Genomic DNA, 24,167 nt, shown 5'->3' with positions numbered 1-24,167 from the left:
GGGTTCGAGCTGTTGTAGGCCCGGTAAGGCGTAGCCGCCACCGGGCGAGCGAAAAGACTCAGGAGAAATACTGCTGCAACAGCGGCGCGGTGTCCTGATTGGCAGGCGCGGCAGGCGTTACGGCCTGGGTCCGGAACGGGATCACCTGCGTACGACCGTCGACGTTCACAATCTGGTAGAACTGCGGCAGGTTAAAGTTGATAAAGCTTGAGCCGTAGGTGAAACGGTCATGCGAAGAGGAGTAGAAGCGGCTGACGTCGCGCACCAGCTCCTCTTTACTGCCTTCACAGTGGTGATATACCTCGGCGCGGTTGGTTTCATCCAGAATGTAGATGTTGAACCCGGCATCCTCGCCCGACTCTTCAAAGAAGAACTGAATAATCCCTTCACTGGCGAATCCGTCCACCACCTGCGGCAGCTTAACGTGGTTGGTTTCCACCTGCACCGACAGGCCATGCAGCTTGTTGTGCGAAATCGCGCCGTAGAACTCGATAGCGTTTTCCAGCTTCTGTACCGACACGTTCAGGCGCTCGAAGAACAGGCCCCAGGTCTGGCCGGAGACGCGCAGCGCTTTAAAGCGCCCGGTTTCCTGACGGGTGCTGGAGAGACGCAGTTCGATACACTCAGAGACCAGCTGCTGCACGCGGGTACGAATTAAACCGCGCAGGTGCTGGCTGTAGCAAAATACCTCAACGCTGTCCGGCGGCGCGGCATCCTGGTGCATCTTGCCGAGAATGGTTTTCAACGCTTCGATCATCGCCTGCTCGCCGTTGAAATGCAGGGTACGCACTTCGTTCCACGAGTTGCGGTACAGCAGATCCACGCTGCCCACCAGACAGTTTTGCTGCTCGCCAAAGCTAAAGACGTCCAGCTTGCGGAAGTCAAAATGGACCACCTGATTGCGGAAGGCCGCCGTCGGGTCGTATTCCAGGTTGACGATAATCGCCAGATGGCGAATCTCGCACGGGCTGTAGAGCGCTTTCGGCGTTGGGGCAGGCAGGCGCAGCGGGAAGTGGTGCGACACATCCGCGACCATCTCCTGCAGCTTAGCGAGATCAACCACCTCGTTGCCTTTGATAAACAGGCGCGTGCGCGAGGTCAGCAGGCCGTTGAACCAGGCCCAGGCCACCAGCTTGTTCAGGTAGCGGTTATATTCCAGCGGCTGATGGCTGATGATTGAATCCATGCTTGGCGCACGGTTATACAGATACCACCCGGTGCGGTTTGCGCGGCCCGGCGGCACATAGATAAAGGTCAGGTTCGGTTCTGACAGGTCTGGCGAAATCTGCGGGTTAACCAGGGTGACTTTACCCGGCAGCGCCTCAAACGCGGCGTACAGCTTACGGGTCAAGACACCGATATCCTGCGGGCTGGCGGAAACGCTGAGGTTGTTACGGCGCGCAAAGCGGATCAGGTTACGGTAGCTTTGCATCATCGCATCGAGCAGTTCGTTGTGCGCTTCACGCACCTGATCGATTTTCCAGTTGGCCCGGTTGTCGAGCATGGACAGGCGCGCTTCGTCCCATCCCCACTCTTTCACTAACTGACTGACCACTTCACGACGCCAGCCCACGCAGGCGCGCTCGCGGCTCAATTTCTCACAGACTTTGAGATAGAAACATCGACGCACCAGGTCCAGACGCGTGGTATCATCAATGGCTTTAAGGTATTCGGTCACGCGCTCCAGCATCATGCAGTAGGCGTCCAGCCCGAAGGAGACGATCTCCCCGTCATGCAAACGCTGCTTGATATCTTTCGCCAGCAGGCGCGGCGTAGGGTATTCCCAGGAATAGGCTTCCAGCAGCAGCGTTTTCAGCACCGCTTTATACGGCGAGTCGATACTCTTATAGAGCTGCCAGAGGCTTGCGCCAAAGTACTCTTCTGCGGACAGAGAGCTTAGGCCGCCGAGATCCAACCATTCGTTTGGCGTCAGTACGCCCTGCGCGTAAAGCGACATGACGTAGTCATCGTAATGCTCTTCTTCTTCGCACGGGACCATATTCCACAGAATACGCTTCCCGGCCAGACGCACGGCAGTACGGTAAAATTCATCCAGCAGTAAGATGTGCTGAGTCGAGCCGCAGTCCTCACCCCCCAGACTGCCGCTTTCGTTATGGCGGAAACGGTTTTCATCAATCAGGAAGAAGCTCACTTCCACACCGAGCGAGGCCGCCCAGCTCTCCAGCAGGCTGCACTTGCGCTGCAGCAGCTGACGCTCGTCGTTATCGAGCCAGGACTGATGACAGACCCAGATGTCCAGGTCCGAAGAACAGCTTTGCCCTACCGATGAGGTGCTCCCCATAGAGTAAACGCCGGTAATCGGCAGTTCACCTTTCGGAGACTCCTGTGGCGGCATGCCGCGGTAGAGTTCCAGCTCGTTCAGGTAATGCTGTTGGGTTTCATCAGGCGTGAAGAGGCAAATGCCCTGGGGAACGTTACCGTCAAGGTAGCCAGGCATCAGCGGATGGTGATAGTGCAATAATGTCGGCAGCAGACTGTATACCTGCTGGAAAGCAGGGCCCATGGCAGCAAGCGCGCGATCCACACGCAGTTGATTTATGGCATCCAGTCTCTGTTTCAGAGTCTCAATATAGAGGTACAAGACGTATCGCCTGATGTTTCCGGGTGGCGCAAGCTATTCAAAACACGAATAACAGCGGGCCCGCAGTATTTCAAAAAGATAACCGTTACCTTTTTTCGCCCTTATCATTTTTGGTGGTAGCGACGAAAAAATGGTCTAAAACGTGATCAATTTAACACCTTGCCGGTTGACCGTAAAGAAAGATGCGCTACATACAAGTGTAGCACCGTTCTGTACGTGTAAATTCCTGAATACGGCTATGGCTGACGAATACGCCGCCTTGTCCCTCTCACGCTTCATCAACCGTAAAACTGCCATCCCAGAGTCAACAATGTTAGGATGGTTAGCGATTGATAATGACGGTAACAAGCATGTTAGACAATGTTTTGAGAATTGCCACACGCCAAAGCCCTCTTGCGCTCTGGCAGGCACATTATGTGAAGCAGCGCCTTGAAGCCTGCCACAGTGGATTGCGCGTCGAGCTGGTGCCGATGGTCACGCGCGGTGACGTGATCCTCGATACGCCTCTGGCGAAAGTGGGCGGTAAAGGCCTGTTTGTCAAAGAACTGGAACTGGCATTGCTTGAGAACCGCGCCGATATCGCCGTACATTCGATGAAAGACGTGCCCGTCGAGTTCCCGGAAGGTCTGGGGCTGGTGACCATCTGCGAGCGCGAAGATCCGCGCGATGCGTTTGTCTCTAACCACTTTGACTCCCTCGACGCGCTGCCGGAAGGTAGCGTGGTTGGCACGTCCAGTTTACGCCGTCAGTGTCAGCTGGCGGAACGTCGTCCTGACCTGATCATTCGCTCGCTGCGCGGTAACGTCGGCACGCGTCTGGGCAAGCTGGATAACGGCGATTACGATGCCATTATCCTCGCCGTTGCCGGTCTGAAGCGTCTGGGGCTGGAGTCGCGCATTCGCGTGGCGTTGCCGCCAGAGCTGTCGCTGCCGGCCGTGGGCCAGGGTGCCGTCGGCATTGAGTGCCGTCTGGACGATGCGCGTACCCGCGAACTGCTCGCGCCGCTGAACCATGATGAGACCGCTATTCGCGTAAAAGCCGAGCGTGCGATGAATACCCGCCTCGAAGGGGGATGCCAGGTACCGATTGGCAGCTATGCTGAATTAACAGATGGCGAACTGTGGCTGCGCGCGCTGGTGGGCGCCCCGGACGGTTCGCAGATGGTACGCGGCGAACGTCGCGGTAAAGCGCAAGATGCCGAGCTGCTTGGCGTGTCGCTGGCTGAAGAGCTACTGGATAACGGCGCCCGCGAGATTCTGGCTGACGTTTATAATGGAGAGCCCCCTGCATGAGTATTCTCGTCACCCGCCCTTCTCCCGCAGGAGAGCAGTTAGTGAGCCGTCTGCGCGCACTGGGGCAGGTGGCCTGGAGTTTTCCGCTCATTGAATTCTCCCCCGGTCGGGAGCTCTCTGCGCTCGCCGACCAGATGAATACCCTTCAGGAAGGCGACCTGCTGTTTGCGCTGTCGCAACATGCCGTGGAATTTGCCCACGCGCAGCTGCAACAGCAGGGTTTGACCTGGCCAGTTGCTCCCCGCTATTTCGCGATTGGCCGCACAACGGCACTGGCGCTGCATACCGTAAGCAGCGCGGACGTTCGTTACCCGTTAGATCGGGAAATCAGCGAAGTCTTGCTACAATTACCTGAATTACAAACTATTGCCGGAAAGCGGGCGCTCGTTTTGCGCGGTAACGGTGGCCGCGAACTGTTGGGCGAAACGCTGCGTGAACGTGGTGCAGACGTGACGTTCGTTGAGTGCTATCAGCGCTGTGCAAAACATTACGATGGCGCGGAAGAGGCGATGCGCTGGCACGCGCGCGGCATTAATACGCTGGTGGTCACCAGCGGTGAAATGTTACAACAGCTTTGGTCGCTGATACCGCTTTGGTATCGCGAAAACTGGTTACTCCGCTGTCGGCTTCTGGTCGTCAGTGAGCGTCTGGCGAACCAGGCCCGGGAACTGGGCTGGCAGGATATTCGGATCGCTGATAACGCCGACAACGATGCGCTGCTGCGCGCATTACAATAACTCTCAAATGGGAAGCCATAATGACGGAACACGACAAATCCTCCGCCGTGGTTGAAGAGACCAGGGAGACTGTGGAGACGACGCCACAGCCAGAGACGACAGAGAAAACCGCTGAGAAGAAAAACGGCAGCAACAAAACGAGCCTCGCGCTGAGCGCGATTGCCATCGCCATTGCGCTGGCAGCAGGGGTGGGCCTGTACGGTCTGGTGAAGCAACAGGGTGCTAACCAGACGTCCACCAGCGATGCGCTGGTGACTCAGCTCACCGCCCTGCAAAAAGCGCAGGAGACGCAGAAAACCGAGCTGGAAACGGTGATTAAGCAGCAGGCCGCCGCGCTTGCCGAGGCAAACAGCAAACAGGAAGAGCTGACCAAACAGCTGGGCGACGTGCAGCAGAAAGTCGCCACGATTTCCGGCACCGATGCCAAAACCTGGCTGCTCTCGCAGGCGGACTTCCTGGTGAAGCTTGCCGGACGTAAGCTCTGGAGCGATCAGGATGTCACCACTGCCGCCGCGCTGCTGAAAAGCGCCGATGCGAGCCTGGCAGACATGAACGACCCGAGCCTCATTACCGCACGTCGCGCGATCACCGAAGATATTGCCAGCCTCTCCGCCGTCTCGCAGGTGGATTACGACGGTATCATCCTCAAGGTGAACCAGCTTTCGAATCAGATTGATAACCTGCAGCTGGCGGATAATAACGACGACGACTCCCCGATGGATTCCGACGGGACCGAGCTTTCCACCTCCCTGAGCGAATGGCGCATAAACCTGCAGAAAAGCTGGCAGAACTTTATGGACAGCTTCATCACTATCCGCCGTCGCGACGAAACCGCCGTGCCGCTGCTGGCGCCGAACCAGGATATCTATCTGCGCGAGAACATTCGTTCCCGCCTGCTGGTGGCGGCTCAGGCCGTGCCGCGTCATCAGGAAGAGACCTACAAACAGGCGCTGGATAACGTCTCAACGTGGGTACGCGCCTACTACAACACCGATGATGCGACGACCACTGCCTTCCTCGAAGACATTGATAAGTTGAGCCAGCAGAATATCACCATGAACGTGCCGGATAAGCTGGCCAGCCAGCCGATTCTGGAAAAACTGATGCAGACGCGCGTACGCAACCTGCTGGCGCAGCCGGGCGTTCCGGCTGAGCAAACGGGCGGAGCGGCTCCAGCTACGGCTCCTGCGCCTGAAAGCGCACCGCAGGGAGAGTAATGATGCTAAAAGTTCTCTTACTCTTTATCCTGCTGATCGCCGGGATCGTCCTGGGCCCCATGCTTGCGGGCCATCAGGGTTACGTCCTGATCCAGACCGATAACTACAACATTGAAACCAGCGTAACCGGCCTGACGATCATTCTGATCCTCGGCGTGGTAGTGCTGTTTGCGATCGAGTGGATCCTGCGCCGTATTTTCCGTACCGGTGCCCACACGCGCGGCTGGTTCGTTGGCCGCAAACGCCGCCGCGCCCGTAAGCAGACCGAACAGGCGCTGCTTAAGCTTGCCGAGGGTGATTATCAGCAGGTTGAAAAGCTGATGTCGAAAAACGCCGACCACGCCGAACAGCCGGTGGTGAACTATCTGCTGGCTGCCGAAGCGGCGCAGCAGCGCGGTGACGAAGCCCGCGCCAATCAGCACCTTGAGCGGGCGGCGGAGCTGGCTCACGGCGACCCGATTCCTGTGGAAATCACGCGCGTTCGTCTGCAGCTGGCACGCAATGAGGATCACGCGGCTCGCCACGGTATTGACCGCCTGCTGGAAGTTGCGCCACGCCATCCAGAAGTGCTGCGTCTTGCCGAGCAGGCCTATATTCGTACCGGCGCCTGGGGTTCACTGCTGGATATCATTCCGTCAATGGCGAAGGCCGAGGTGGGCGATGATGAACATCGTGATGAGCTTCAGCGTCTGGCATGGATTGGCCTGATGGATCAGGCGCGCGCCGACCTGGGCAGCGACGGACTGAAAACGTGGTGGAAGAATCAGAGCCGTAAAACGCGCCAGCAGATCCCTCTGCAGGTGGCAATGGCGGAACATCTGATTGAATGTGACGACCACGACACCGCACAGGAGATACTCCTCGATGGTCTGAAGCGCCAGTACGACGATCGTCTGGTGATGGTGATCCCGCTCCTGAAAACCAACAACCCTGAGCAAGTCGAGAAAGTGCTGCGTCAGCAGATTAAAACCGTCGGCGATCGCCCGCTGCTGTGGAGCACGCTCGGTCAGTCGCTGATGAAGCACGGAGAATGGCAGGAGGCGAGCCTCGCCTTCCGCGCGGCGCTGAAGCAGCGTCCGGATGCCTTTGATTACGCATGGCTTGCCGATACGCTGGACAAGCTGCATAAGCCGGAAGAGGCAGCCGCCATGCGTCGTGATGGGCTGCTGCTGACGCTGCAAAATAACGGTAACCCGCAATAAATATAAAGGAGGCCAGACGGCCTCCTTTTTTACGCCTATAAAAAAACGCCTGCTATAAAAGCAGGCGTTAAACAGGTCTGTAAGACAACATATTTGGTGCTTCACTCAACGTTATGTCCATGGTGTCTGATGAGGCCGAAGCGACATCTGTCAGTGGACGATAAGCACCGTAAATGGCTCTGCGTCATTCCTGAGTTTATGAGGCACTAAGGCGAACATAAGAGATGGAATGAGCATCTACGCATATATTATTGCACGTAACGTGCCAACATGACATCCAGAAGTTATACATGACGCAACATTTTAAGATAAAAGGAAATTATGCTGTTGAGCCTCGTCTTAATCTCTACAACATATCGGTCAATGCAGAAATATGTCGTCAGGAGGAGACAGCAAATCCCATGGATAATAATTATGTTTGTTTACAATGAATAATATGTCGCTGAATCGCGACAATCAAAAAGGATGCTGTCGGGGAATCGCTACAGGAGTGGAAAGCCGCAGAAAACAAAAAACCCCGCCGAAGCGGGGTTCAAAATTGGTCGGCGAGAGAGGATTCGAACCTCCGACCCACTGGTCCCAAACCAGTTGCGCTACCAAGCTGCGCTACTCGCCGATGTACTGCTTTTTTGAATTTTTAGTTCAATTCATTTAAAAAGTCGTGGTGCGAGGGGGGGGACTCGAACCCCCACATCCAAAGGACACTAACACCTGAAGCTAGCGCGTCTACCAATTCCGCCACCTTCGCAATTCACAACTCTTTCAAATAATGGGGTGGCTAATGGGATTCGAACCCACGACAACTGGAATCACAATCCAGGGCTCTACCAACTGAGCTATAGCCACCACTGTATTCTTAACTCACGCGGTACTGACTACTTCTCAGACCACCGCAGCTCCAGCACCGGGTAAATGGTGCGCCCGACAGGATTCGAACCTGAGACCTCTGCCTCCGGAGGGCAGCGCTCTATCCAGCTGAGCTACGGGCGCTTAGCGCCGTTGCGGGGCTGGATATTACGTACCTCCGTCCCCGCTGTCTAGTGCTTTTTTGAAAAAAATGCGCGTTTGGTTATGGTTTGCACATTTTGCCGCTTATTCCTCCACTTTCTGCGTAGTGGCACGGCGACCCAGGCCAAAAAGCTTATAGGCAGCCGTTACAGCCGCCAGGAAGATCATCCCGACAAACAGCGACATGCGGGTATCTTCATTAAAGTACATGCCGATTAATACGCAAATAAGGAACGCCATCGTCAAATAGTTCGCATAGGGGAACAGAATTGAGCGGAACGGATGGCTTTCAATTGCCTTTTTATGCGCATGGCGGAAACGCAGCTGGCTGATGAGGATAACAAACCACGGCACCATGCCCGGCAGTACGCTGGCGCTGTAGACGTAAACGAACACGCGCTGCGGGTTAGGAATGATGTAATTCAGGCAAGAGCCAATCAGCAGGATCGCGATGGAGACCGCCACCCCCGCCACCGGCACCCCGGCACGTGAGACTTTGCTCATCGCCGCAGGCAGCTGGTTGTTCTTCGAGAGCGCATAGAGCATACGCCCGCAGCTGTACATCCCACTGTTACAGCCTGACAACGCTGCCGTCAGGACCACAAAGTTGATGATACCCGCCGCCGCCGTGATACCAATTTTGGCGAAGGTTAATACAAACGGGCTACCCGTCGTGCCAATTTCGTTCCACGGGAAGATGGTCACGATGACGAAGATCGCGCCCACATAGAAAATCAGGATACGCCACAGCACTTTGCCTACCGCGCTACGCAGCGTGACCTGCGGGTTTTTCGCTTCACCGGCGGTAATACCGATCAGCTCCACGCCCTGATACGAGGCCACAACGATACACAGCGCCGTCAGGAAGCCCTTCCAGCCGCCGGCGAAGAAGCCGCCGTTTTCGGTCAGGTTGCCAAAGCCGATAGCGTGTCCACCGTTGCCAAAGCCGAAGAAAATCACGCCCAGGCCGACGACAATCATCACGATAATCGTGGTGACTTTGATCATTGCGAACCAGAATTCAATTTCACCGTAAAGGCGCACGGCGGCCAGGTTTGCCAGCGCCACCAGCCCCACGGCAATGAGCGCGGGGATCCACTGGACCATGTCCGGGAACCAGAACTGGACGTAGACCCCTATCGCGGTGATCTCTGAGATGCCCACCGCCATCCACATAAACCAGTATGACCAGGCCGTCAGGTAGCCGAAGAACGGGCTCATATAACGGTGCGCGTAAACGGCGAAGGAACCGGTTACCGGCTCCAGGAAGAGCATTTCGCCCATGGAACGCATAATGAAGAAAACAAACAGCCCGGCGATAATATACGCCAGTAATACGGAAGGTCCTGCCCATTTGAGCGTGCTTGCGGAGCCCATAAACAGGCCCACGCCGATAGTGCCGCCCAGCGCTATCAGTTCAATATGACGAGCTTCCAGCCCACGCTGTAGCTCCGGTTGTTTCTCTGCCATAGATCCTCGATTGTGTTTGCTGTTTCCCGGCTTAATACCGGGTATTGTTTTTTAGGGGTACTAAAATACGGAGCGAATGGTTTCCTAAAATCTGCCAAATGGCAAACGATGCATTAAAAAAATGAATGCATTGCACAGATTATCAGCAGTTTTGCAGGCGAGTTGCAGCGCGAATAGCATATCGCGCTACATTTTGATTACATTTTCCCGGTGTAATGCCAGGCGAGGTAGCGAAGCAGACGGATCTGTCGTTTAATGCGCGTCGGTTGCGATAGCAGGCGGTACAGCCACTCCAGCCCCAGATTTTGCCAGACCTTTGGCGCACGCTTAACGTGGCCGGTAAAGACGTCGTACGTACCGCCGACGCCCATGTAGAGGGCATCCGGACAGACCAGCCGGCAGTCACGCATCAGGATCTCCTGGCGCGGGGAGCCCATCGCCACGGTGACAATTTTCGCCCCGCTGTCACGAACGCGCTCAAACAGAGCCTGCCGATCTTCCGGTTTGAAGTAACCGTCCTGGCTGCCGACAATATTAACATTCCATTGACGACGCAGTTTCTCCTCCGTCTGGGCCAGTATCTCTGGCTTCCCGCCAATCAGGAACACGGGCGTGCCCTGCGCACCGGCGCGGGCCATAAGCTGCTCCCAGAGATCGGCACCCGCCACGCGGGAAACATTAGCGTCAGGATACTTTTTACGGATAGAGCGGACCACGCTGATCCCGTCCGCGTATTTGAATTCAGCCGCTTCAATCAGGCTTTTGACTTCCGCATTATCCTCAACCGCCAGCATTTTTTCCGCGTTGATGGCCACCAGCGTACCGGATTTCATCTGGCCGTCGGCGAACAGAAAGTCCAGCGCGTGCTGCATGTCGCGCCACCCAATAAGCTGCAGCCCACGTAGCGCATAGCGCGGTGCAGAAACTTTATCAGTCATTACTATCCTTACTCAGACTTGCGACAGCGTTGTGCTGCCCTGCCGCTCGCGCTTGTGCACTAGCCCTGCGCTGTCAAACAGCCAGTACAGCAGTTTGGCCAGTAACAAACAGAGGCCGAAAACGACCATGAAGAACACCACGCGCGATACGAACGAGTCCAGTCCTTCGCGCGCCAGAACGATCATATTGAAAATGGCACCAAAGCAGAAACTGTGCAAAATGGCCGCTTGATAGCGGTTGGTCTCTTCGTTGCCACGCACGTAAAGCCAGTCAAACCACTTGATAATCAGCCCCACGGCAACCGCTCCGGGCAGAATGAACCACGCCCCGCCCATCACCACCAGGGAACCAATCAGCGTTGGCGAGATTGCCAGACCGGAATGGTTGTTCAGCACTTCCCAGGTAAAATAGTTCGCGGTATTGAGCACCACGCCAGGCCGGTCCGGCCATAGCCAGGAAGGGATAAAGACGTAGAAGTCGCGAACAATCGGCGCCAGCCCCTGGAAATCAATCTTGTCGTAGTTTTGCAGCAGCAATGCCAGGTTTTCCCACGGCGAGAATGTATCGCGCGTGAGGTAGAGGAACGTATAAAACGCCTCATCACCCGCCACGTTCATTCCGTAGCGCTTTAGCGCCAGCCAGAACATCCCCACGATGCCAAACACGCCTGCCGCAACCAGCATCCACAGCGAGATCCAGCCGCGGATGATGCCGATAAACAGGAAGATGGCGAAGGCGATGATAATGTTCGCGCGCGTACCGCCCACAATCATGTAGGTCAGGATGCCAAACGCGACGGTACTGACCAGGAAGAACAGCCACGCTTTGCTGTCCTGGCGCAGGAAGAAGATCACCAGCATCGCCGGGATGAAGAAGTAGAAGAAACGCTTAAGCGCCACGCCCGAAACCTCGGCCGAAAAAATCTGGCTGTAGGAGTGGAGCTTAAACAGCAGAAAGCCGTTATGCATGAAGAAGATGCCGACGCTGACCAGGGCGATGGTCATCAGCATCACCCACGTCAGGTGGGTCTCCACCCGATTCATGGTAAAAAGCGGCCGACGCGGGGCAGCAGCCTGCGCTGAACGCAGACGCGTTTTATAGGTGACGTAGTAAACCGCATAGAAGCAGGTCGCCGCCAGAAGCGCCTGGAGCAGGATTTCCGGCGGCGCGACGCTCACGTCAAAACGGAACACCAGAATGCTGGTGAGCGGGAAGCCGAAAAAGAAGGTCAGCAGAAACAGTAACGAGAAGAACACGTTAAAGTTGAAGCGCACCCGGCGGAACTCAAACCAGGTAAGCGTGGCGATAAACAGGGTGCTCAGAAGCCAGACAACCAGTAAGCCGCTGAATTGCAACTGACTCATGCTTTGTCTCCTGAAGCGATACGCAGCGCGTGGTGCCACGGCGTGAGATAATTCGGGCTGAAAAAATCGATGCTATTTTTATCCACCAGCGTGAGCTGGCGTTGAGCTTCCCGTACCACCTCGACATTCAGCGTGTCTGAGGTAAACAACACCGGAATGTGCTGCTCGGCCATGTCCTGCCAGAACGGGTTGTCGCGGTTGAGCACGCACGGTACACCCGCCTGAATCAGCAGACACAGTGTGCCAATTCCCTGCTGCCGGGCAAAGATGAAATAGCCGAGATCGCATTTTCTCAGCAGCGCAAGATATGCATCAAATTCCAGCTTATCGCTGAGGATGTGCAGATTTTCTGCGCTAAACAGCGCAAGTCCCTGCTGGCGAACCTCATCAATATAGGCGTCGTTGTTGGCGGGATAGCCCATCGGCACCACCACGTTCACCGTGTCGCCGAACTGCTGATGCACCGCCCTGAGCGCCGCAACGTGTTCGTTACTGCGATCGCCGGAATTCCCCACCAGGATCGTTAGCTTGCCTTCACGCACCGTTTCATTCGCCATGGTGTTCAGCGCAGGATCCATGCGGGTTGGGAAATAGAGTAGCTCACCGCGCACGTTCGGGTGCTGTTTAGCAAAATAGTTGAGATCGCCTCGGGTGGCAAACACACAGCCTACGCGCCCCTGCGCCATGCGCCGCAGCGGATAAAAAAGACGGAATTTCCAGCCGCGGGAGACTTCGTAGAGATCGGCTCCCCAGATATGCCAGCTGCACTGGGAGGGTTTAATCCCCCCGCTGAGCAGTGCCAGCCAGAGGCCGGTATTGAACTGCCCGTGGAAAAAGAAACGTTGCTTACGATCCGCTTTGGCTTTGGCAATGACCGCCTTCGCCAGCGCGGCCTTATCCGGCCAGAAGCGAACAGTTAGCGCCGGAAACGCCTCGCTCAGGCCCTTATCCTGACCTGCAACCATAAACTCGCGCGCATCGGGATTACCCGATGCCAGCTCGTCGTTGAAGAACCGCAAAACGGTCTGGTTATGGTGTGGGATATCCGATCCCAGGATGTGAATCAGTGCAGTCATGCGCGTTTACGCCACAATAAAAATACGCCGCAACAGGCAGCGAAATAAACGATATAGGTTGCCATGTAGGCCTGAGCCGCCCCCAGCGCACCGTGCACGGGTATCAGCCAGTGTGAAAATGCTGTCAGTAACGCAAACTGGCTAATTTCCGCCAGGATATACAGCCGCAGGGACGCTTTTGCAATCACCAGATAGCCGAAAACGTAAGCACCCACTTTCAACACATCACCCACCAGCTGCCAGGCAAAGAGATCGCGCATGGCGATGAACTTCGCCGAGAACAGCAGCCAGATGGCCACATCGCGCAATAACCAGACGGTAAAGCTGGCAGCCGCAACAGCCGGCAACACAAAGCGCAGCGATCGGAAAATCTCACGGGTAATATCCTGCCTGGACGTCAGACGCGATAATGTTGGCAGCAAATAAACGCTAAAGGAAGCCGTAATAAACTGGAGGTAGGCGTCGGAAATGCTGCTCACGCCCTGCCAGATCCCGACTTCATCCCAGCTATAATGCGCCGCCAGCAGGTTTCGCATCATCACGTAGGCCACGGGCAGCGTGACGGAGGTAATGAGCGCCATCAGGGTAAATTTACCCAGCTGGCTGGCAAGCACCTTATCCCATTGCGGTTTCAGGTAGCTAAGAGGGATGACGCCGCGACGCATCAGCATAAACGCCGCAGGCACAACAACCAGCGCCGGAACCAGCGCCAGCCCCAGCAGTGCGCCTTCATAGCCGCCCAGACGATAGCAAAAGTAATAGGCAATCACGCCGATGACGCTGCCCAGGATTAAGGCAAGCGCGTTACCGGCAGCATCACGAAATCCTTTCATCAGCGCCAGCAGCAGGTTAGCCCAGGCAATACCCATCTGAACCAACGCGACCAGACGCACCAGCCCCTGGTAATGGGTGTGCCCGAACAACCCCTGGCTGATGGGTGCCGCCGCCAGCAGAAAAATAATCGCCATCAGGGTCGAAAAACCCGTGACCATCGCCGAAGAGGTACCCACCACCCTGCGTAGCTGAGCCGCATCATCGTGATACTGCGCAACGTATTTGGTCACGCCGTTGAAGATACCGGCACCGGCCAGAACCCCAAGGACGGTGACAAGCTGGCGGAAATTACCCGCCAGCCCCACGCCAGAGGGGCCAAATGAGACGGCCAGGAGTTTGACGACCAGCAGCCCGGCGCCAATTTTTACAAGCGTGGACGCGGCGGTCCACACCGATGCTTTTGCCAGAGACATATCAGCCGAAATAACTCAGAAGAGTATTTATCACCGTACGCTGGTTAACAGGCGCGAGGTTGTAGAACAGTGGCAGACGAAGCAAACGCTCACTTTCTTTGGTCGTGTAGCGGTCTTCACCCGCAAACGTGCCAAACGCTTCTCCGGCCGGGCTGGAGTGCAGCGGGATATAGTGGAACACCGCCATAATGTCGGCCTCTTTCAGACAGGCGATGAGCTCGCTGCGGTCGTCGTTATCGCGCAGCTTGATGTAGAACATATGCGCATTGTGGACGCAATCTGCCGGGATGGTTGGCAGTTCAATACGCCCGGCTTTGGCCAGAGGCTCAAGCGCATCGTAATACGTTTGCCACAGGGAAAGACGCTGCAGGTTGATACGTTCCGCCGCTTCCAGCTGCGCCCACAGGTATGCGGCTTGCAGGTCGGCCATCAGATAGCTTGAGCCAATATCGCGCCAGGTGTATTTGTCTACCTGACCGCGAAAGAACTGGCTGCGGTTGGTGCCTTTTTCGCGGATCACTTCCGCACGCTCCACGAGAGCCCGGTCGTTAATCAGCGTCGCGCCACCTTCTCCGCCCGCCGTGTAGTTTTTGGTTTCGTGGAAGCTAAAGCAGCCGATGTGGCCGATAGTGCCCAGCGCGCGTCCCTTGTAGGTAGACATCACGCCCTGCGCGGCATCTTCCACCACAAACAGATTATATTTTTTAGCGATGGCCATGATGGTGTCCATTTCACAGGCCACGCCCGCATAGTGAACCGGTACGATCGCGCGCGTTTTGTCGGTAATCGCCGCTTCGATCAGCGTCTCATCAATGTTCATGGTATCCGGGCGGATATCCACAAAGACGATTTTCGCCCCGCGCAGCACAAACGCATTCGCCGTGGAAACGAAGGTGTAGCTCGGCATGATCACTTCATCGCCGGGCTGGATATCCAGCAGCAGCGCCGCCATTTCCAGCGATGCCGTACAGGACGGGGTTAGCAGCACTTTGGCGCTGTGGAAACGCTGTTCCATCCACTGCTGACAGCGACGGGTAAAACCGCCGTCACCGCAGAGTTTGCCGCTGCCCATGGCAGACTGCATATAGTCGAGTTCAGTGCCGACAACGGGTGGGGCGTTAAATGGAATCATCTTGTCACCTGTATAACCAGTAGGCGGTGGCGTCGACGTTGGCACCACTCGCAATATAACGTTTAAGCGCGGCGGTGTTGCCCAGCTGGGTCGCGACCCGCAGCATCACAAGCTGCTGCTGCTGCGCCCAGTGCAACGCCGCCTGCATAAGTTTTTCACCCATGCCGCGCCCGGCTAATAAGCCAATACGCGCCTCGCGCTCGTTGAGCTTACGCAGCGAGACGAACCCCTGGATCTGACCGTCACCTGCGCGAAAAACCAGGCAGACGTGATCAAAGGTGCCTTTGACCGCATTCTCTATCCACTGGGCATAGAAACGTCCGCTATCGTCAGGCGCATACCAGGGCGCGCGAAACCGGCTCTGCGCAAACGCCTGAGCCGCCATCTGACGCAGTACGGGGATATCCTGTTCCGTTGCCGTTTCCGCACCGGACGCATCGTGCCGGGTGAGGGTAATGGAAAGGTCTACCTCACCTTCAACCAGCTGAAAACCGTGTTGCTGGAGCGCGTCAAGCAGATCGGCACGCTCCGCCGGGATCTTAGCCTGCACCCGATGCCAGGCGATAAAATCCGATTCAGCCAGTACCGGCGCGTCATCGCGCAGACGCACGATGGCCGACGGCAGGCCGAAAAAGGCACTCTCCCACTGCAGGGACTCGAGCACCCCATTCAGGCTGTTCAACGCCAGACACCTTTGGTATCCACAATATACTGCTGACGAACAGTATCACCGGACGTCGCTTTAAACTCTTTATGATCCACCAACAGTACCAGCACGTCCGCCGTCGCCAGCGCGTCGTCCAGCGCAGTCAGCGTGCAGTGCCCCGCCAGTTTTGCCGGTAATTCATGGATATTCGGCTCAACCACCAGCGTTTCGCCCTTGTGCCATTCGGCAATCATCTCAGCAATTTCCATCGCCGGGCTTTCACGCAGATCGTCAATGTTCGGTTTAAATGCCAGGCCAAAGCAGGCAATTTTCAGCTCGCTGGCGCGCTTACCGCTCTCTGCCAGACAGTCCGCAACCGTCGCTTTAACCTGACTGAGCACCCAGTGAGGCTTGCTGTCGTTCACTTCACGCGCGGTACGGATCAGGCGTGCCTGCGCCGGATTCTGCGCCACGATAAACCACGGATCGACGGCAATACAGTGTCCACCCACGCCCGGGCCGGGCTGGAGAATGTTGACGCGCGGATGGCGATTCGCCAGGCTAATCAGTTCCCAGACGTTAATCCCCTGATCGGCGCAAATCAGCGACAGTTCGTTCGCAAAGGCGATATTGACGTCGCGGAAGCTGTTTTCCGTCAGCTTGCACATCTCGGCGGTGCGGGAGTTGGTCACCACACACTCACCTTCGAGGAAAATCTTATAGAGCGCGCTGGCACGTTCGGAACAGACGGGCGTCATACCGCCAATCACGCGGTCGTTTTTAATCAATTCGACCATGACCTGGCCCGGTAGCACGCGCTCCGGACAGTAGGCGATGTTGATATCCGCCTGCTCACCCGCCTGCTGCGGGAAACGTAAATCAGGGCGCGCCTCGGCCAGCCACTGTGCCATCTGCTCGGTAGCACCAACCGGAGAGGTCGATTCAAGGATCACCAGCGCCCCTTTCTTCAGCACAGGGGCAATGGATTTTGCCGCAGCCTCGACGTAAACCATATCGGGCTCGTGGTCGCCTTTAAACGGGGTAGGGACGGCAATCAGGTAGGCATCCGCTTCAACTGGGGTTGTGCTGGCACGCAGGAAGCCGCCCTCCACCGCCTCTTTCACCACGCGGTCAAGATCGGGCTCCACAATATGAATTTCGCCACGGTTAATGGTTTCCACCGCACGTGCGTTGATATCCACACCGACAACCTGTTTTTGACGAGAGGCAAACGCCGCTGCGGTGGGCAAGCCAATATAGCCAAGACCAATGACAGAGATGGTAGTAAAACTCATAGCAATACCCGATTGTGTTTAAGTGCATGCAAAATACGACCACAAGCCTGCCCGTCTCCATACGGATTATGGGCCCGGCTCATCGCCTGATACGCTTCATCGTCGTGCAACAGGCGCGTGACCTCTTCGACGATGAGCTGTGCGTTGGTGCCAACCAGACGCACCGTCCCCGCTTTCACCGCTTCCGGACGTTCAGTGGTTTCACGCATCACCAGTACCGGTTTGCCAAGAGAGGGCGCTTCTTCCTGAATGCCGCCGGAATCGGTGAGGATCAGCCAGGCATGGTTCATCAGCCAGACAAACGGCATGTAGTCCTGAGGTTCAATCAAAAGGACATTTTCGACATGGCCCAGGATGCGGTTCACCGGCTCGCTGACATTAGGGTTAAGGTGTACCGGATAGACAATTTGCACATCGTCGTTCTGCGCGGCAATTTCAGCCAGCGCGTGACAGATTTGCTCAAAACCCCGGCCAAAGCTTTCGCGACGGTGGCCAGTGACCAGAATGGTTTTTTTGCCGTTATTCAGGAATGGATAGCGGGCGGCAAGTTGTTCCTGCAGTTCGCTGTTTGCCAGGACGCGGTCACGTACCCAAATCAACGCATCAATGACCGTATTGCCGGTCACAAAGATTTTGTTATCGACAATATTTTCGCGCAGCAGGTTCTGACGCGAGTTCTCGGTTGGCGCAAAGTGGTACATTGCCAGATGGCCGGTCAGCGTACGGTTGGCCTCTTCCGGCCACGGAGAATAAAGGTTGCCGGTACGCAGACCCGCCTCAACATGGCCGACGGGAATACGCTGGTAAAACGCGGCCAGACTTGTTGCCATCGTTGTTGTGGTATCACCATGCACCAGCACGACGTCGGGCTTGAATGACTCCAGGATGGGCTTGAGTCCTTGCAGTATACGGCAGGTTATTTCCGTCAAACCTTGTCCCGGTTTCATAATATTCAGATCGTAATCCGGGACGATGGAAAAGAGCGTTAAAACCTGGTCGAGCATTTCACGGTGCTGGGCCGTGACGCAGACTTTCGCTTCAATATCAGGATCGCTGGCCAGCGCATGAACCAGAGGCGCCATCTTAATGGCCTCCGGTCTGGTGCCAAATACGGTTAGTACTTTCACATCGATTCTCTTCGATTAGGCGATGAAGGCCGTAGCCTTCATCGTAAACGGCGTTCTTAGTTTGTACGACGACGCGTTAACGCCACGCCAGCACCAACGAGTGCGCCCACAATCCCCCACATGATCATCAGGAATGCGCGGCGCGGACTGTCGCGTTTTACAGGTTCTTCAGGCGTTCTCAAATAACGATAGGTCTGAAAACGCGGATCCAGTGATGGGCCGACATTAAGCGTATTAAGCATCGCGCGATTTTGATCGTAATCGAGGTCAAAATCAGGCCCTACGGCCTTCAGGTTTTCCAGACGCGCCTGCAGCATAGGGCGACCAAGAAGGAACATTTCAGAGTCAGGCAGTTCATCAGCCGGCACGTCCGTCTCAGTACGGGAAATATTGTGCTGTTCCGCAATTTTCAGCGCCTGCTCAATGTTATGCACGCGGCGACCGAAAATGGTTTTCGCCACCTCTTCCTGACGTTTCACCTGCGCTTTCATCTGGATGGTGCGAGCAGCCCAGGCACCTTTAAGCTCTTCATTCAGATGGCTGGCGGCACGCTGGCTGGCAAACGCGACGTACTGGCGCAACAGGTTGTTGGCGTCGGGCGCGGTTTCTGCAATCAGCTTGACGCTGTCGTTGACGTTACGCAGCGCGTCGCCCGGCATAAACTGAATATTGTTAATCAGATCGTCCAGCATCGCGGCATCGGCCTTGGTGTTATCAACCCGACGCTGCTTGTAGTAATCCGTCTGGGACCAGAAGTCGCGACGCGTATCCCACGAAGCCAGCTGCATTACAAACTCTTTATAGGCTTCATCCATAACGGAAGCCTGGTCAGGTGTGGCAAGATTGGCTTTGATATCCAGATTTCGCAGGAATTGCTGCTGGGAATAGTACCCCCCGAGCATGTTAACCGTTGGCCTGTCCGTGATTGCCGTGGCGCTCCACTCTTGTTTTGCAAAGAACGTATAGGCCAGCGCTAACAGTGCAAACCCCAGCGCGATCCCCGCAATCCAAAGTTTGCCTGCCCATAACACGCGAAACAAACCCCGAATATCCAGCTCATTCTCAGTTACCACTGATTTCGCTCCCGCCAACGGTTGAGTCATCATAGTCCCGGTTTTACTTAGTTAATGTTGTATGTTTGCCACTGTTACGACGCATCCTGCGCTTAATACGTTTAATGAAGCGTGCTACCTTCCATGCGCGCTTTATGCAGTAGCCGTAGAGAGAAAAAGCTAGCAAGAACAATACCAACATAGCCCATTCAGGTACAAAATGTGTATATTCCGCCGTCACGCCAATCGCCGCTAGAATAGCAGCCGCCAGCGTAATAAGCACAAATGCCTGCCGGGAAGTGAATCCGGCTCGCATGATCAAATGATGAATGTGCTGACGGTCAGCAGAGAAAGGGCTCATCCCTTTACGCAGGCGGCGATACATAATCGCAACCATATCCATTAACGGGATAGCGATAATCCATAATGCCGTTACTGGGCTAATGGGGTGTACATCACCCTGAGTCGTTTCCAGCAAGATCCAAATGATAGTAAAGCCGATAAGCGTGCTACCCGCATCACCCATGAATACTTTATAGCGTCGGCCCAAGGCGCCGAGATTTAGCAGGATATAAGGCAGGATGGCCGCAATCATGGCAAAACACCACATAGCAAGGCTGTATTGCCCATCGAACCATAAAATGAAACCAATTGCGGCAAATGAGACGCAGGACAGGCCTCCCAGCAAACCATCAATACCGTCAACCATGTTGAACGCGTTAATCGCCACCCACACGGCAAAAAGCGTCAGGAAATAGCCAAACGGACCGAGTTCCATCTCCCAGGAGCCAAAAATATAGCCCAGGCTACTCAAGTGCAGCTTAGCGAACACCATCATAGCAATAGCGACAGCGGCCTGAACGAAGGCGCGGATTTTGACGCTAATATCATAACGATCGTCAAGAGCGCCAACTACCACAAGCACCGTCGCGCAGGTCAGGTACAGTCTGGCATGCGGAATATAGTAATCCGCGATGGCGAACGTGAAGCAGATCCCCGCGAAAACAGAGATGCCTCCGACCAAAGGGATCATGCCTTGATGACGCTTACGGAAGTTGGGTTTATCCACTAACCCCAGATATTTCGCCACCTTACGTGCCAGAAACAAAAAGCAGGTGGTAAACAAGAAAATACTGGTTAGTTCAGTAAACGTATCAAGTAGGTTCACAATGGATGTTCTCAACAAATGTTAGTCAAGGAAGTATAACCATCAAGACGCTGAGCCTGAAGTTATAAAGCAAACCTCTTTCAATTCCATTTGTTTATTATTCAAGCTATTAATGTTTTTACTGTGCGAATTATCTTATTGTCGCACTGACCAGTCAAAAATGAGAGTTAGTGGTACTAGCGTATAGTCCATAAAAGAAAAACGCCACGTCAAAACGTGGCGTTCGCTGGCTTTATTTGCGTTACGAGCGTTTCATCATGTCGAAGAAATCGTCGTTCGTTTTGGTCATCGCCAGTTTGTTAATGAGGAATTCCATTGCGTCGATTTCACCCATTGGATGGATGATTTTGCGCAGGATCCACATTTTCTGCAGCTCTTCCTGAGTGGTAAGCAGCTCTTCTTTACGGGTACCGGAACGGTTGTAGTCGATAGCCGGGAAGACGCGTTTTTCTGCGATTTTACGAGAAAGGTGCAGTTCCATGTTGCCTGTACCTTTAAACTCTTCGTAGATAACTTCGTCCATTTTGGAGCCGGTATCGATAAGCGCCGTCGCGATGATGGTCAGGCTGCCGCCCTCTTCCACGTTACGTGCAGCACCGAAGAAGCGTTTCGGACGATGCAGAGCGTTAGCATCCACACCACCTGTCAGCACTTTACCGGACGCCGGAACCACGGTGTTGTAGGCACGCGCCAGACGGGTGATGGAGTCGAGCAGGATGATCACGTCTTTCTTGTGCTCAACCAGGCGTTTCGCCTTCTCAATGACCATTTCCGCAACCTGAACGTGGCGAGATGCTGGCTCGTCGAAGGTTGAAGCAACCACTTCACCTTTAACCAGACGCTGCATTTCGGTCACTTCTTCCGGACGTTCGTCAATCAGCAGCACCATCAGCACGCAGTCTGGGTGGTTATAAGCGATGCTCTGCGCAATGTTCTGCAGCAGCATGGTTTTACCCGCTTTCGGCGGTGCCACAATCAGACCACGCTGGCCACGGCCAATAGGTGATGCCAGATCCAGAACACGCGCGGTTAAGTCTTCGGTAGAACCGTTACCACGCTCCATGCGCAGGCGAGAGTTCGCGTGCAGCGGCGTTAAGTTCTCAAAGAGGATCTTGTTACGCGAGTTTTCTGGTTTGTCGAAGTTAACTTCATTGACTTTCAACAGCGCAAAGTAGCGTTCACCCTCTTTAGGAGGACGAATCTTACCTGAAATGGTGTCACCAGTGCGGAGGTTGAAACGGCGGATTTGGCTGGGGGATACGTAGATGTCGTCAGGGCCGGCGAGGTAGGAGCTGTCTGCAGAGCGGAGGAAACCAAATCCGTCTTGCAATATCTCCAGCACACCGTCGCCAAAGATATCTTCGCCACTCTTAGCGTGCTGCTTCAGGATGGCGAAAATGATGTCCTGCTTGCGCATACGAGCCTGGTTTTCCAGCCCCATATTTTCGCCGAGAGTGATCAGCTCAGAAACCGGCGTATTCTTTAATTCGGTAAGATTCATAATGGTGTGGGTTCTTAAACTCGGGGTGATTCTCGAACTTAATGTTGTGAATGGTATGGCAGGGTCATCCATGCCTGTTTAGCGGCCATCAACTCATGTCTGTTCGCTGTCTGGTCACAGGGAAAGAACGCAGAACTGAAACGACAAGACGGATTGAGTGACAAGCCCGGAATTTAGCCACTTCACGCACTGTTCATGTCAACAACGGGAAGTATCGGGTAAAACAAGATTCAAACAACAAGATATGTTTAAAACGAAGTCATAGCTAACTTAGCACGACTTCAGCCGGGCGTCCAGAGTTCCACATCATTTAGCCGGGAGCTCTGAACGCACAGCGGAGAAACCTTACGCCAGGTTAGCGTCCAGGAACTCTTTCAGTTGACCTTTGGACAGCGCGCCCACTTTGGTCGCTGCCACTTCGCCGTTTTTGAACAGCAGAAGGGTTGGGATGCCACGGATACCGTATTTTGGTGCGGTGCCCGGGTTCTGGTCGATGTTCAGCTTGGCAACGGTCAGTTTGCCCTGATATTCGTCGGCGATCTCATCCAGAATCGGGGCGATCATTTTGCAAGGACCACACCATTCAGCCCAGAAATCGACGAGGATCAGCCCGTCAGCTTTAAGTACGTCCGTGTCAAAACTGTCGTCAGTCAGGTGAATAATTTTATCGCTCATATATAACTCCACAGGAATAAGCCTGGTACGTTGGTTTTGTCTCCACCAACGACGTGTTGATGTCGCATTAACCAACTAAAGGTTGACTTTATTTCACCGGATACGCTTTCGTAAAGCAATAGTAAGCTGATATTCTACCACACTATGAGCAAAACACATTTAACTGAACAGAAGTTTTCCGACTTCGCGCTGCACCCGAAAGTGATTGAAGCCCTTGAAAATAAAGGGTTTCATAACTGCACGCCCATTCAGGCCCTCGCGCTGCCGCTGACGCTGGCCGGTCGCGATGTTGCCGGGCAGGCGCAAACCGGTACCGGCAAAACGATGGCGTTTTTAACGTCAACGTTTCATTATTTACTTTCTCACCCAGCGATTGCAGACCGCAAAGTTAACCAGCCGCGCGCGCTAATTATGGCCCCGACGCGAGAACTGGCGGTACAGATCCACGCAGACGCTGAACCCCTGGCGCAGTCTACTGGCCTGAAGCTTGGCCTGGCCTATGGTGGCGACGGCTACGATAAACAGCTGAAAGTGCTGGAAAGCGGTGTGGATATCCTGATCGGTACCACCGGCCGTCTTATCGACTACGCCAAACAGAACCACATTAACCTCGGCGCAATCCAGGTTGTGGTGCTCGATGAAGCTGACCGCATGTACGATCTGGGCTTCATTAAAGACATTCGCTGGCTGTTCCGCCGTATGCCTCCGGCCAATCAGCGTCTGAATATGCTGTTCTCTGCAACCCTCTCCTACCGCGTTCGCGAACTGGCGTTCGAACAGATGAACAACGCCGAATATGTAGAAGTGGAACCTGAGCAGAAAACGGGTCACCGCATTAAAGAAGAGCTCTTCTATCCTTCCAATGAAGAGAAAATGCGTCTGCTGCAAACGCTGATCGAAGAAGAGTGGCCAGATCGCGCCATTATCTTTGCGAACACCAAACACCGTTGTGAGGACATTTGGGGCCATCTGGCTGCCGATGGTCACCGTGTTGGCCTGTTGACCGGCGACGTAGCGCAGAAAAAACGCCTGCGTATTCTTGAAGAGTTTACCCGTGGCGATCTCGATATTCTGGTCGCAACCGACGTTGCTGCTCGTGGTCTGCACATTCCAGCCGTGACGCACGTCTTTAACTACGATCTGCCAGACGACTGCGAAGACTACGTACACCGTATCGGTCGTACCGGTCGTGCGGGCGCAAGCGGTCACTCGATTAGCCTTGCGTGCGAAGAGTATGCGCTGAATCTTCCAGCCATTGAGACGTATATCGGTCACTCTATTCCGCAGAGCAAATACAATCCGGAAGCGCTATTAAGCGAACTGCCGCCGCCTAAGCGTCTAACCCGCCCACGCTCCGGCAATGGTCCGCGTCGTTCAGGCGGCGCGCCGCGTAATCGTCGTCGTTCAGGTTAAAAAA

19 protein-coding genes and 4 tRNA genes are annotated in these 24,167 nt (G+C 55.1%); 5 read left to right on the top strand and 18 right to left on the bottom strand.

Going from position 1 to position 24,167, the window contains the following annotated elements; translation table 11 throughout:
• Positions 1–58: 58 nt before the first annotated feature.
• Positions 59–2,602: a class I adenylate cyclase gene (cyaA, locus tag N037_RS12965; RefSeq protein ID WP_032641428.1), complete on the bottom strand. Its 2,544-nt coding sequence runs from the start codon at positions 2,600–2,602 to the stop codon at positions 59–61.
• A 350-nt stretch (positions 2,603–2,952) separates the two neighbouring features.
• Between cyaA and hemC the strand changes: the two genes are divergently transcribed.
• The 4 genes from hemC to hemY are packed head-to-tail and all read left to right on the top strand — an operon-like array spanning position 2,953 to position 7,050.
• On the top strand, positions 2,953–3,894 hold the full coding sequence (hemC, locus tag N037_RS12960) for a hydroxymethylbilane synthase (RefSeq protein WP_032641426.1): 942 nt from the start codon (positions 2,953–2,955) through the stop codon (positions 3,892–3,894).
• A complete protein-coding gene (gene hemD / locus N037_RS12955) occupies positions 3,891–4,631 on the top strand; it encodes a uroporphyrinogen-III synthase (RefSeq protein WP_032641424.1) in 741 nt (246 codons plus the stop codon). The genes hemC and hemD overlap by 4 nt, the downstream gene beginning before the upstream one ends.
• Positions 4,632–4,651: 20 nt before the next feature.
• Positions 4,652–5,848, top strand: a complete 1,197-nt coding sequence (gene hemX / locus N037_RS12950; RefSeq protein ID WP_032641422.1) for a uroporphyrinogen-III C-methyltransferase — start codon at positions 4,652–4,654, stop codon at positions 5,846–5,848.
• 2 nt (positions 5,849–5,850) lie between these two features.
• The gene (hemY, locus tag N037_RS12945) at positions 5,851–7,050 is read left to right on the top strand and encodes a protoheme IX biogenesis protein HemY (protein WP_032641432.1); all 1,200 of its coding nucleotides are present in this window, start codon (positions 5,851–5,853) and stop codon (positions 7,048–7,050) included.
• 539 nt (positions 7,051–7,589) lie between these two features.
• Here hemY and N037_RS12940 read toward each other — a convergent pair.
• The 17 genes from N037_RS12940 to trxA all read right to left on the bottom strand — a co-directional run bounded on the left by N037_RS12940 (position 7,590) and on the right by trxA (position 22,750).
• Positions 7,590–7,666, bottom strand: a tRNA-Pro gene (locus N037_RS12940).
• A 46-nt stretch (positions 7,667–7,712) separates the two neighbouring features.
• A tRNA-Leu gene (locus N037_RS12935) sits at positions 7,713–7,798 on the bottom strand.
• A 22-nt stretch (positions 7,799–7,820) separates the two neighbouring features.
• Positions 7,821–7,896, bottom strand: a tRNA-His gene (locus N037_RS12930).
• A 67-nt stretch (positions 7,897–7,963) separates the two neighbouring features.
• A tRNA-Arg gene (locus N037_RS12925) sits at positions 7,964–8,040 on the bottom strand.
• A 102-nt stretch (positions 8,041–8,142) separates the two neighbouring features.
• Positions 8,143–9,528, bottom strand: a complete 1,386-nt coding sequence (gene thrP / locus N037_RS12920) for a bifunctional threonine/serine APC transporter ThrP (protein ID WP_023333814.1) — start codon at positions 9,526–9,528, stop codon at positions 8,143–8,145.
• 197 nt (positions 9,529–9,725) lie between these two features.
• Complete coding sequence (gene wecG / locus N037_RS12915; RefSeq protein ID WP_023333815.1) at positions 9,726–10,466, bottom strand: lipopolysaccharide N-acetylmannosaminouronosyltransferase; 741 nt, start codon at positions 10,464–10,466, stop codon at positions 9,726–9,728.
• Positions 10,467–10,478: 12 nt separating this feature from the next.
• On the bottom strand, positions 10,479–11,831 hold the full coding sequence (gene wzyE, locus N037_RS12910; protein WP_023333816.1) for an ECA oligosaccharide polymerase: 1,353 nt from the start codon (positions 11,829–11,831) through the stop codon (positions 10,479–10,481).
• A complete protein-coding gene (locus tag N037_RS12905; protein WP_032641419.1) occupies positions 11,828–12,907 on the bottom strand; it encodes a TDP-N-acetylfucosamine:lipid II N-acetylfucosaminyltransferase in 1,080 nt (359 codons plus the stop codon). The genes wzyE and N037_RS12905 overlap by 4 nt, the downstream gene beginning before the upstream one ends.
• Positions 12,904–14,154 (bottom strand): lipid III flippase WzxE, encoded by a 1,251-nt coding sequence (wzxE, locus tag N037_RS12900; protein WP_032641417.1) that lies wholly within the window; start codon positions 14,152–14,154, stop codon positions 12,904–12,906. Before wzxE ends, N037_RS12905 begins: the two co-directional genes overlap by 4 nt.
• A gap of 1 nt (position 14,155) precedes the next feature.
• A complete protein-coding gene (gene rffA / locus N037_RS12895) occupies positions 14,156–15,286 on the bottom strand; it encodes a dTDP-4-amino-4,6-dideoxygalactose transaminase (protein WP_032641415.1) in 1,131 nt (376 codons plus the stop codon).
• A 4-nt stretch (positions 15,287–15,290) separates the two neighbouring features.
• On the bottom strand, positions 15,291–15,968 hold the full coding sequence (rffC, locus tag N037_RS12890; RefSeq protein WP_032641413.1) for a dTDP-4-amino-4,6-dideoxy-D-galactose acyltransferase: 678 nt from the start codon (positions 15,966–15,968) through the stop codon (positions 15,291–15,293).
• Positions 15,965–17,227: a UDP-N-acetyl-D-mannosamine dehydrogenase gene (gene wecC / locus N037_RS12885; RefSeq protein ID WP_032641411.1), complete on the bottom strand. Its 1,263-nt coding sequence runs from the start codon at positions 17,225–17,227 to the stop codon at positions 15,965–15,967. Before wecC ends, rffC begins: the two co-directional genes overlap by 4 nt.
• On the bottom strand, positions 17,224–18,354 hold the full coding sequence (gene wecB / locus N037_RS12880) for a non-hydrolyzing UDP-N-acetylglucosamine 2-epimerase (protein ID WP_032641409.1): 1,131 nt from the start codon (positions 18,352–18,354) through the stop codon (positions 17,224–17,226). The genes wecC and wecB overlap by 4 nt, the downstream gene beginning before the upstream one ends.
• A 56-nt stretch (positions 18,355–18,410) precedes the next feature.
• Complete coding sequence (gene wzzE / locus N037_RS12875) at positions 18,411–19,457, bottom strand: ECA polysaccharide chain length modulation protein (RefSeq protein ID WP_023333823.1); 1,047 nt, start codon at positions 19,455–19,457, stop codon at positions 18,411–18,413.
• 13 nt (positions 19,458–19,470) lie between these two features.
• On the bottom strand, positions 19,471–20,574 hold the full coding sequence (gene wecA, locus N037_RS12870) for a UDP-N-acetylglucosamine--undecaprenyl-phosphate N-acetylglucosaminephosphotransferase (protein WP_023333824.1): 1,104 nt from the start codon (positions 20,572–20,574) through the stop codon (positions 19,471–19,473).
• 241 nt (positions 20,575–20,815) lie between these two features.
• On the bottom strand, positions 20,816–22,075 hold the full coding sequence (rho, locus tag N037_RS12865) for a transcription termination factor Rho (RefSeq protein WP_008501566.1): 1,260 nt from the start codon (positions 22,073–22,075) through the stop codon (positions 20,816–20,818).
• A gap of 345 nt (positions 22,076–22,420) precedes the next feature.
• Positions 22,421–22,750 (bottom strand): thioredoxin TrxA, encoded by a 330-nt coding sequence (trxA, locus tag N037_RS12860; RefSeq protein ID WP_006179218.1) that lies wholly within the window; start codon positions 22,748–22,750, stop codon positions 22,421–22,423.
• 144 nt (positions 22,751–22,894) lie between these two features.
• On the opposite strand from trxA, the gene rhlB reads away from it, so the two are divergent.
• A complete protein-coding gene (rhlB, locus tag N037_RS12855) occupies positions 22,895–24,163 on the top strand; it encodes an ATP-dependent RNA helicase RhlB (RefSeq protein WP_023309646.1) in 1,269 nt (422 codons plus the stop codon).
• The last annotated feature ends 4 nt before the right edge of the window (positions 24,164–24,167 follow it).

The sequence above is a fragment of the Enterobacter sp. EGD-HP1 genome (assembly GCF_000733275.2).
Taxonomy (GTDB): domain Bacteria; phylum Pseudomonadota; class Gammaproteobacteria; order Enterobacterales; family Enterobacteriaceae; genus Enterobacter.
This window is presented reverse-complemented; position numbering and strand designations above follow the sequence as displayed.

Coding starts and splice junctions, on each gene's coding strand:
- hemC (WP_032641426.1), top strand. CDS start 2,953: ATGTTAGACAATGTTTTGAGAATTGCCACACGCCAAAGCCCTCTTGCG.
- hemD (WP_032641424.1), top strand. CDS start 3,891: ATGAGTATTCTCGTCACCCGCCCTTCTCCCGCAGGAGAGCAGTTAGTG.
- hemX (WP_032641422.1), top strand. CDS start 4,652: ATGACGGAACACGACAAATCCTCCGCCGTGGTTGAAGAGACCAGGGAG.
- hemY (WP_032641432.1), top strand. CDS start 5,851: ATGCTAAAAGTTCTCTTACTCTTTATCCTGCTGATCGCCGGGATCGTC.
- thrP (WP_023333814.1), bottom strand. CDS start 9,528: ATGGCAGAGAAACAACCGGAGCTACAGCGTGGGCTGGAAGCTCGTCAT.
- wecG (WP_023333815.1), bottom strand. CDS start 10,466: ATGACTGATAAAGTTTCTGCACCGCGCTATGCGCTACGTGGGCTGCAG.
- wzyE (WP_023333816.1), bottom strand. CDS start 11,831: ATGAGTCAGTTGCAATTCAGCGGCTTACTGGTTGTCTGGCTTCTGAGC.
- N037_RS12905 (WP_032641419.1), bottom strand. CDS start 12,907: ATGACTGCACTGATTCACATCCTGGGATCGGATATCCCACACCATAAC.
- wzxE (WP_032641417.1), bottom strand. CDS start 14,154: ATGTCTCTGGCAAAAGCATCGGTGTGGACCGCCGCGTCCACGCTTGTA.
- rffA (WP_032641415.1), bottom strand. CDS start 15,286: ATGATTCCATTTAACGCCCCACCCGTTGTCGGCACTGAACTCGACTAT.
- wecC (WP_032641411.1), bottom strand. CDS start 17,227: ATGAGTTTTACTACCATCTCTGTCATTGGTCTTGGCTATATTGGCTTG.
- wzzE (WP_023333823.1), bottom strand. CDS start 19,457: ATGACTCAACCGTTGGCGGGAGCGAAATCAGTGGTAACTGAGAATGAG.
- rho (WP_008501566.1), bottom strand. CDS start 22,075: ATGAATCTTACCGAATTAAAGAATACGCCGGTTTCTGAGCTGATCACT.
- trxA (WP_006179218.1), bottom strand. CDS start 22,750: ATGAGCGATAAAATTATTCACCTGACTGACGACAGTTTTGACACGGAC.
- rhlB (WP_023309646.1), top strand. CDS start 22,895: ATGAGCAAAACACATTTAACTGAACAGAAGTTTTCCGACTTCGCGCTG.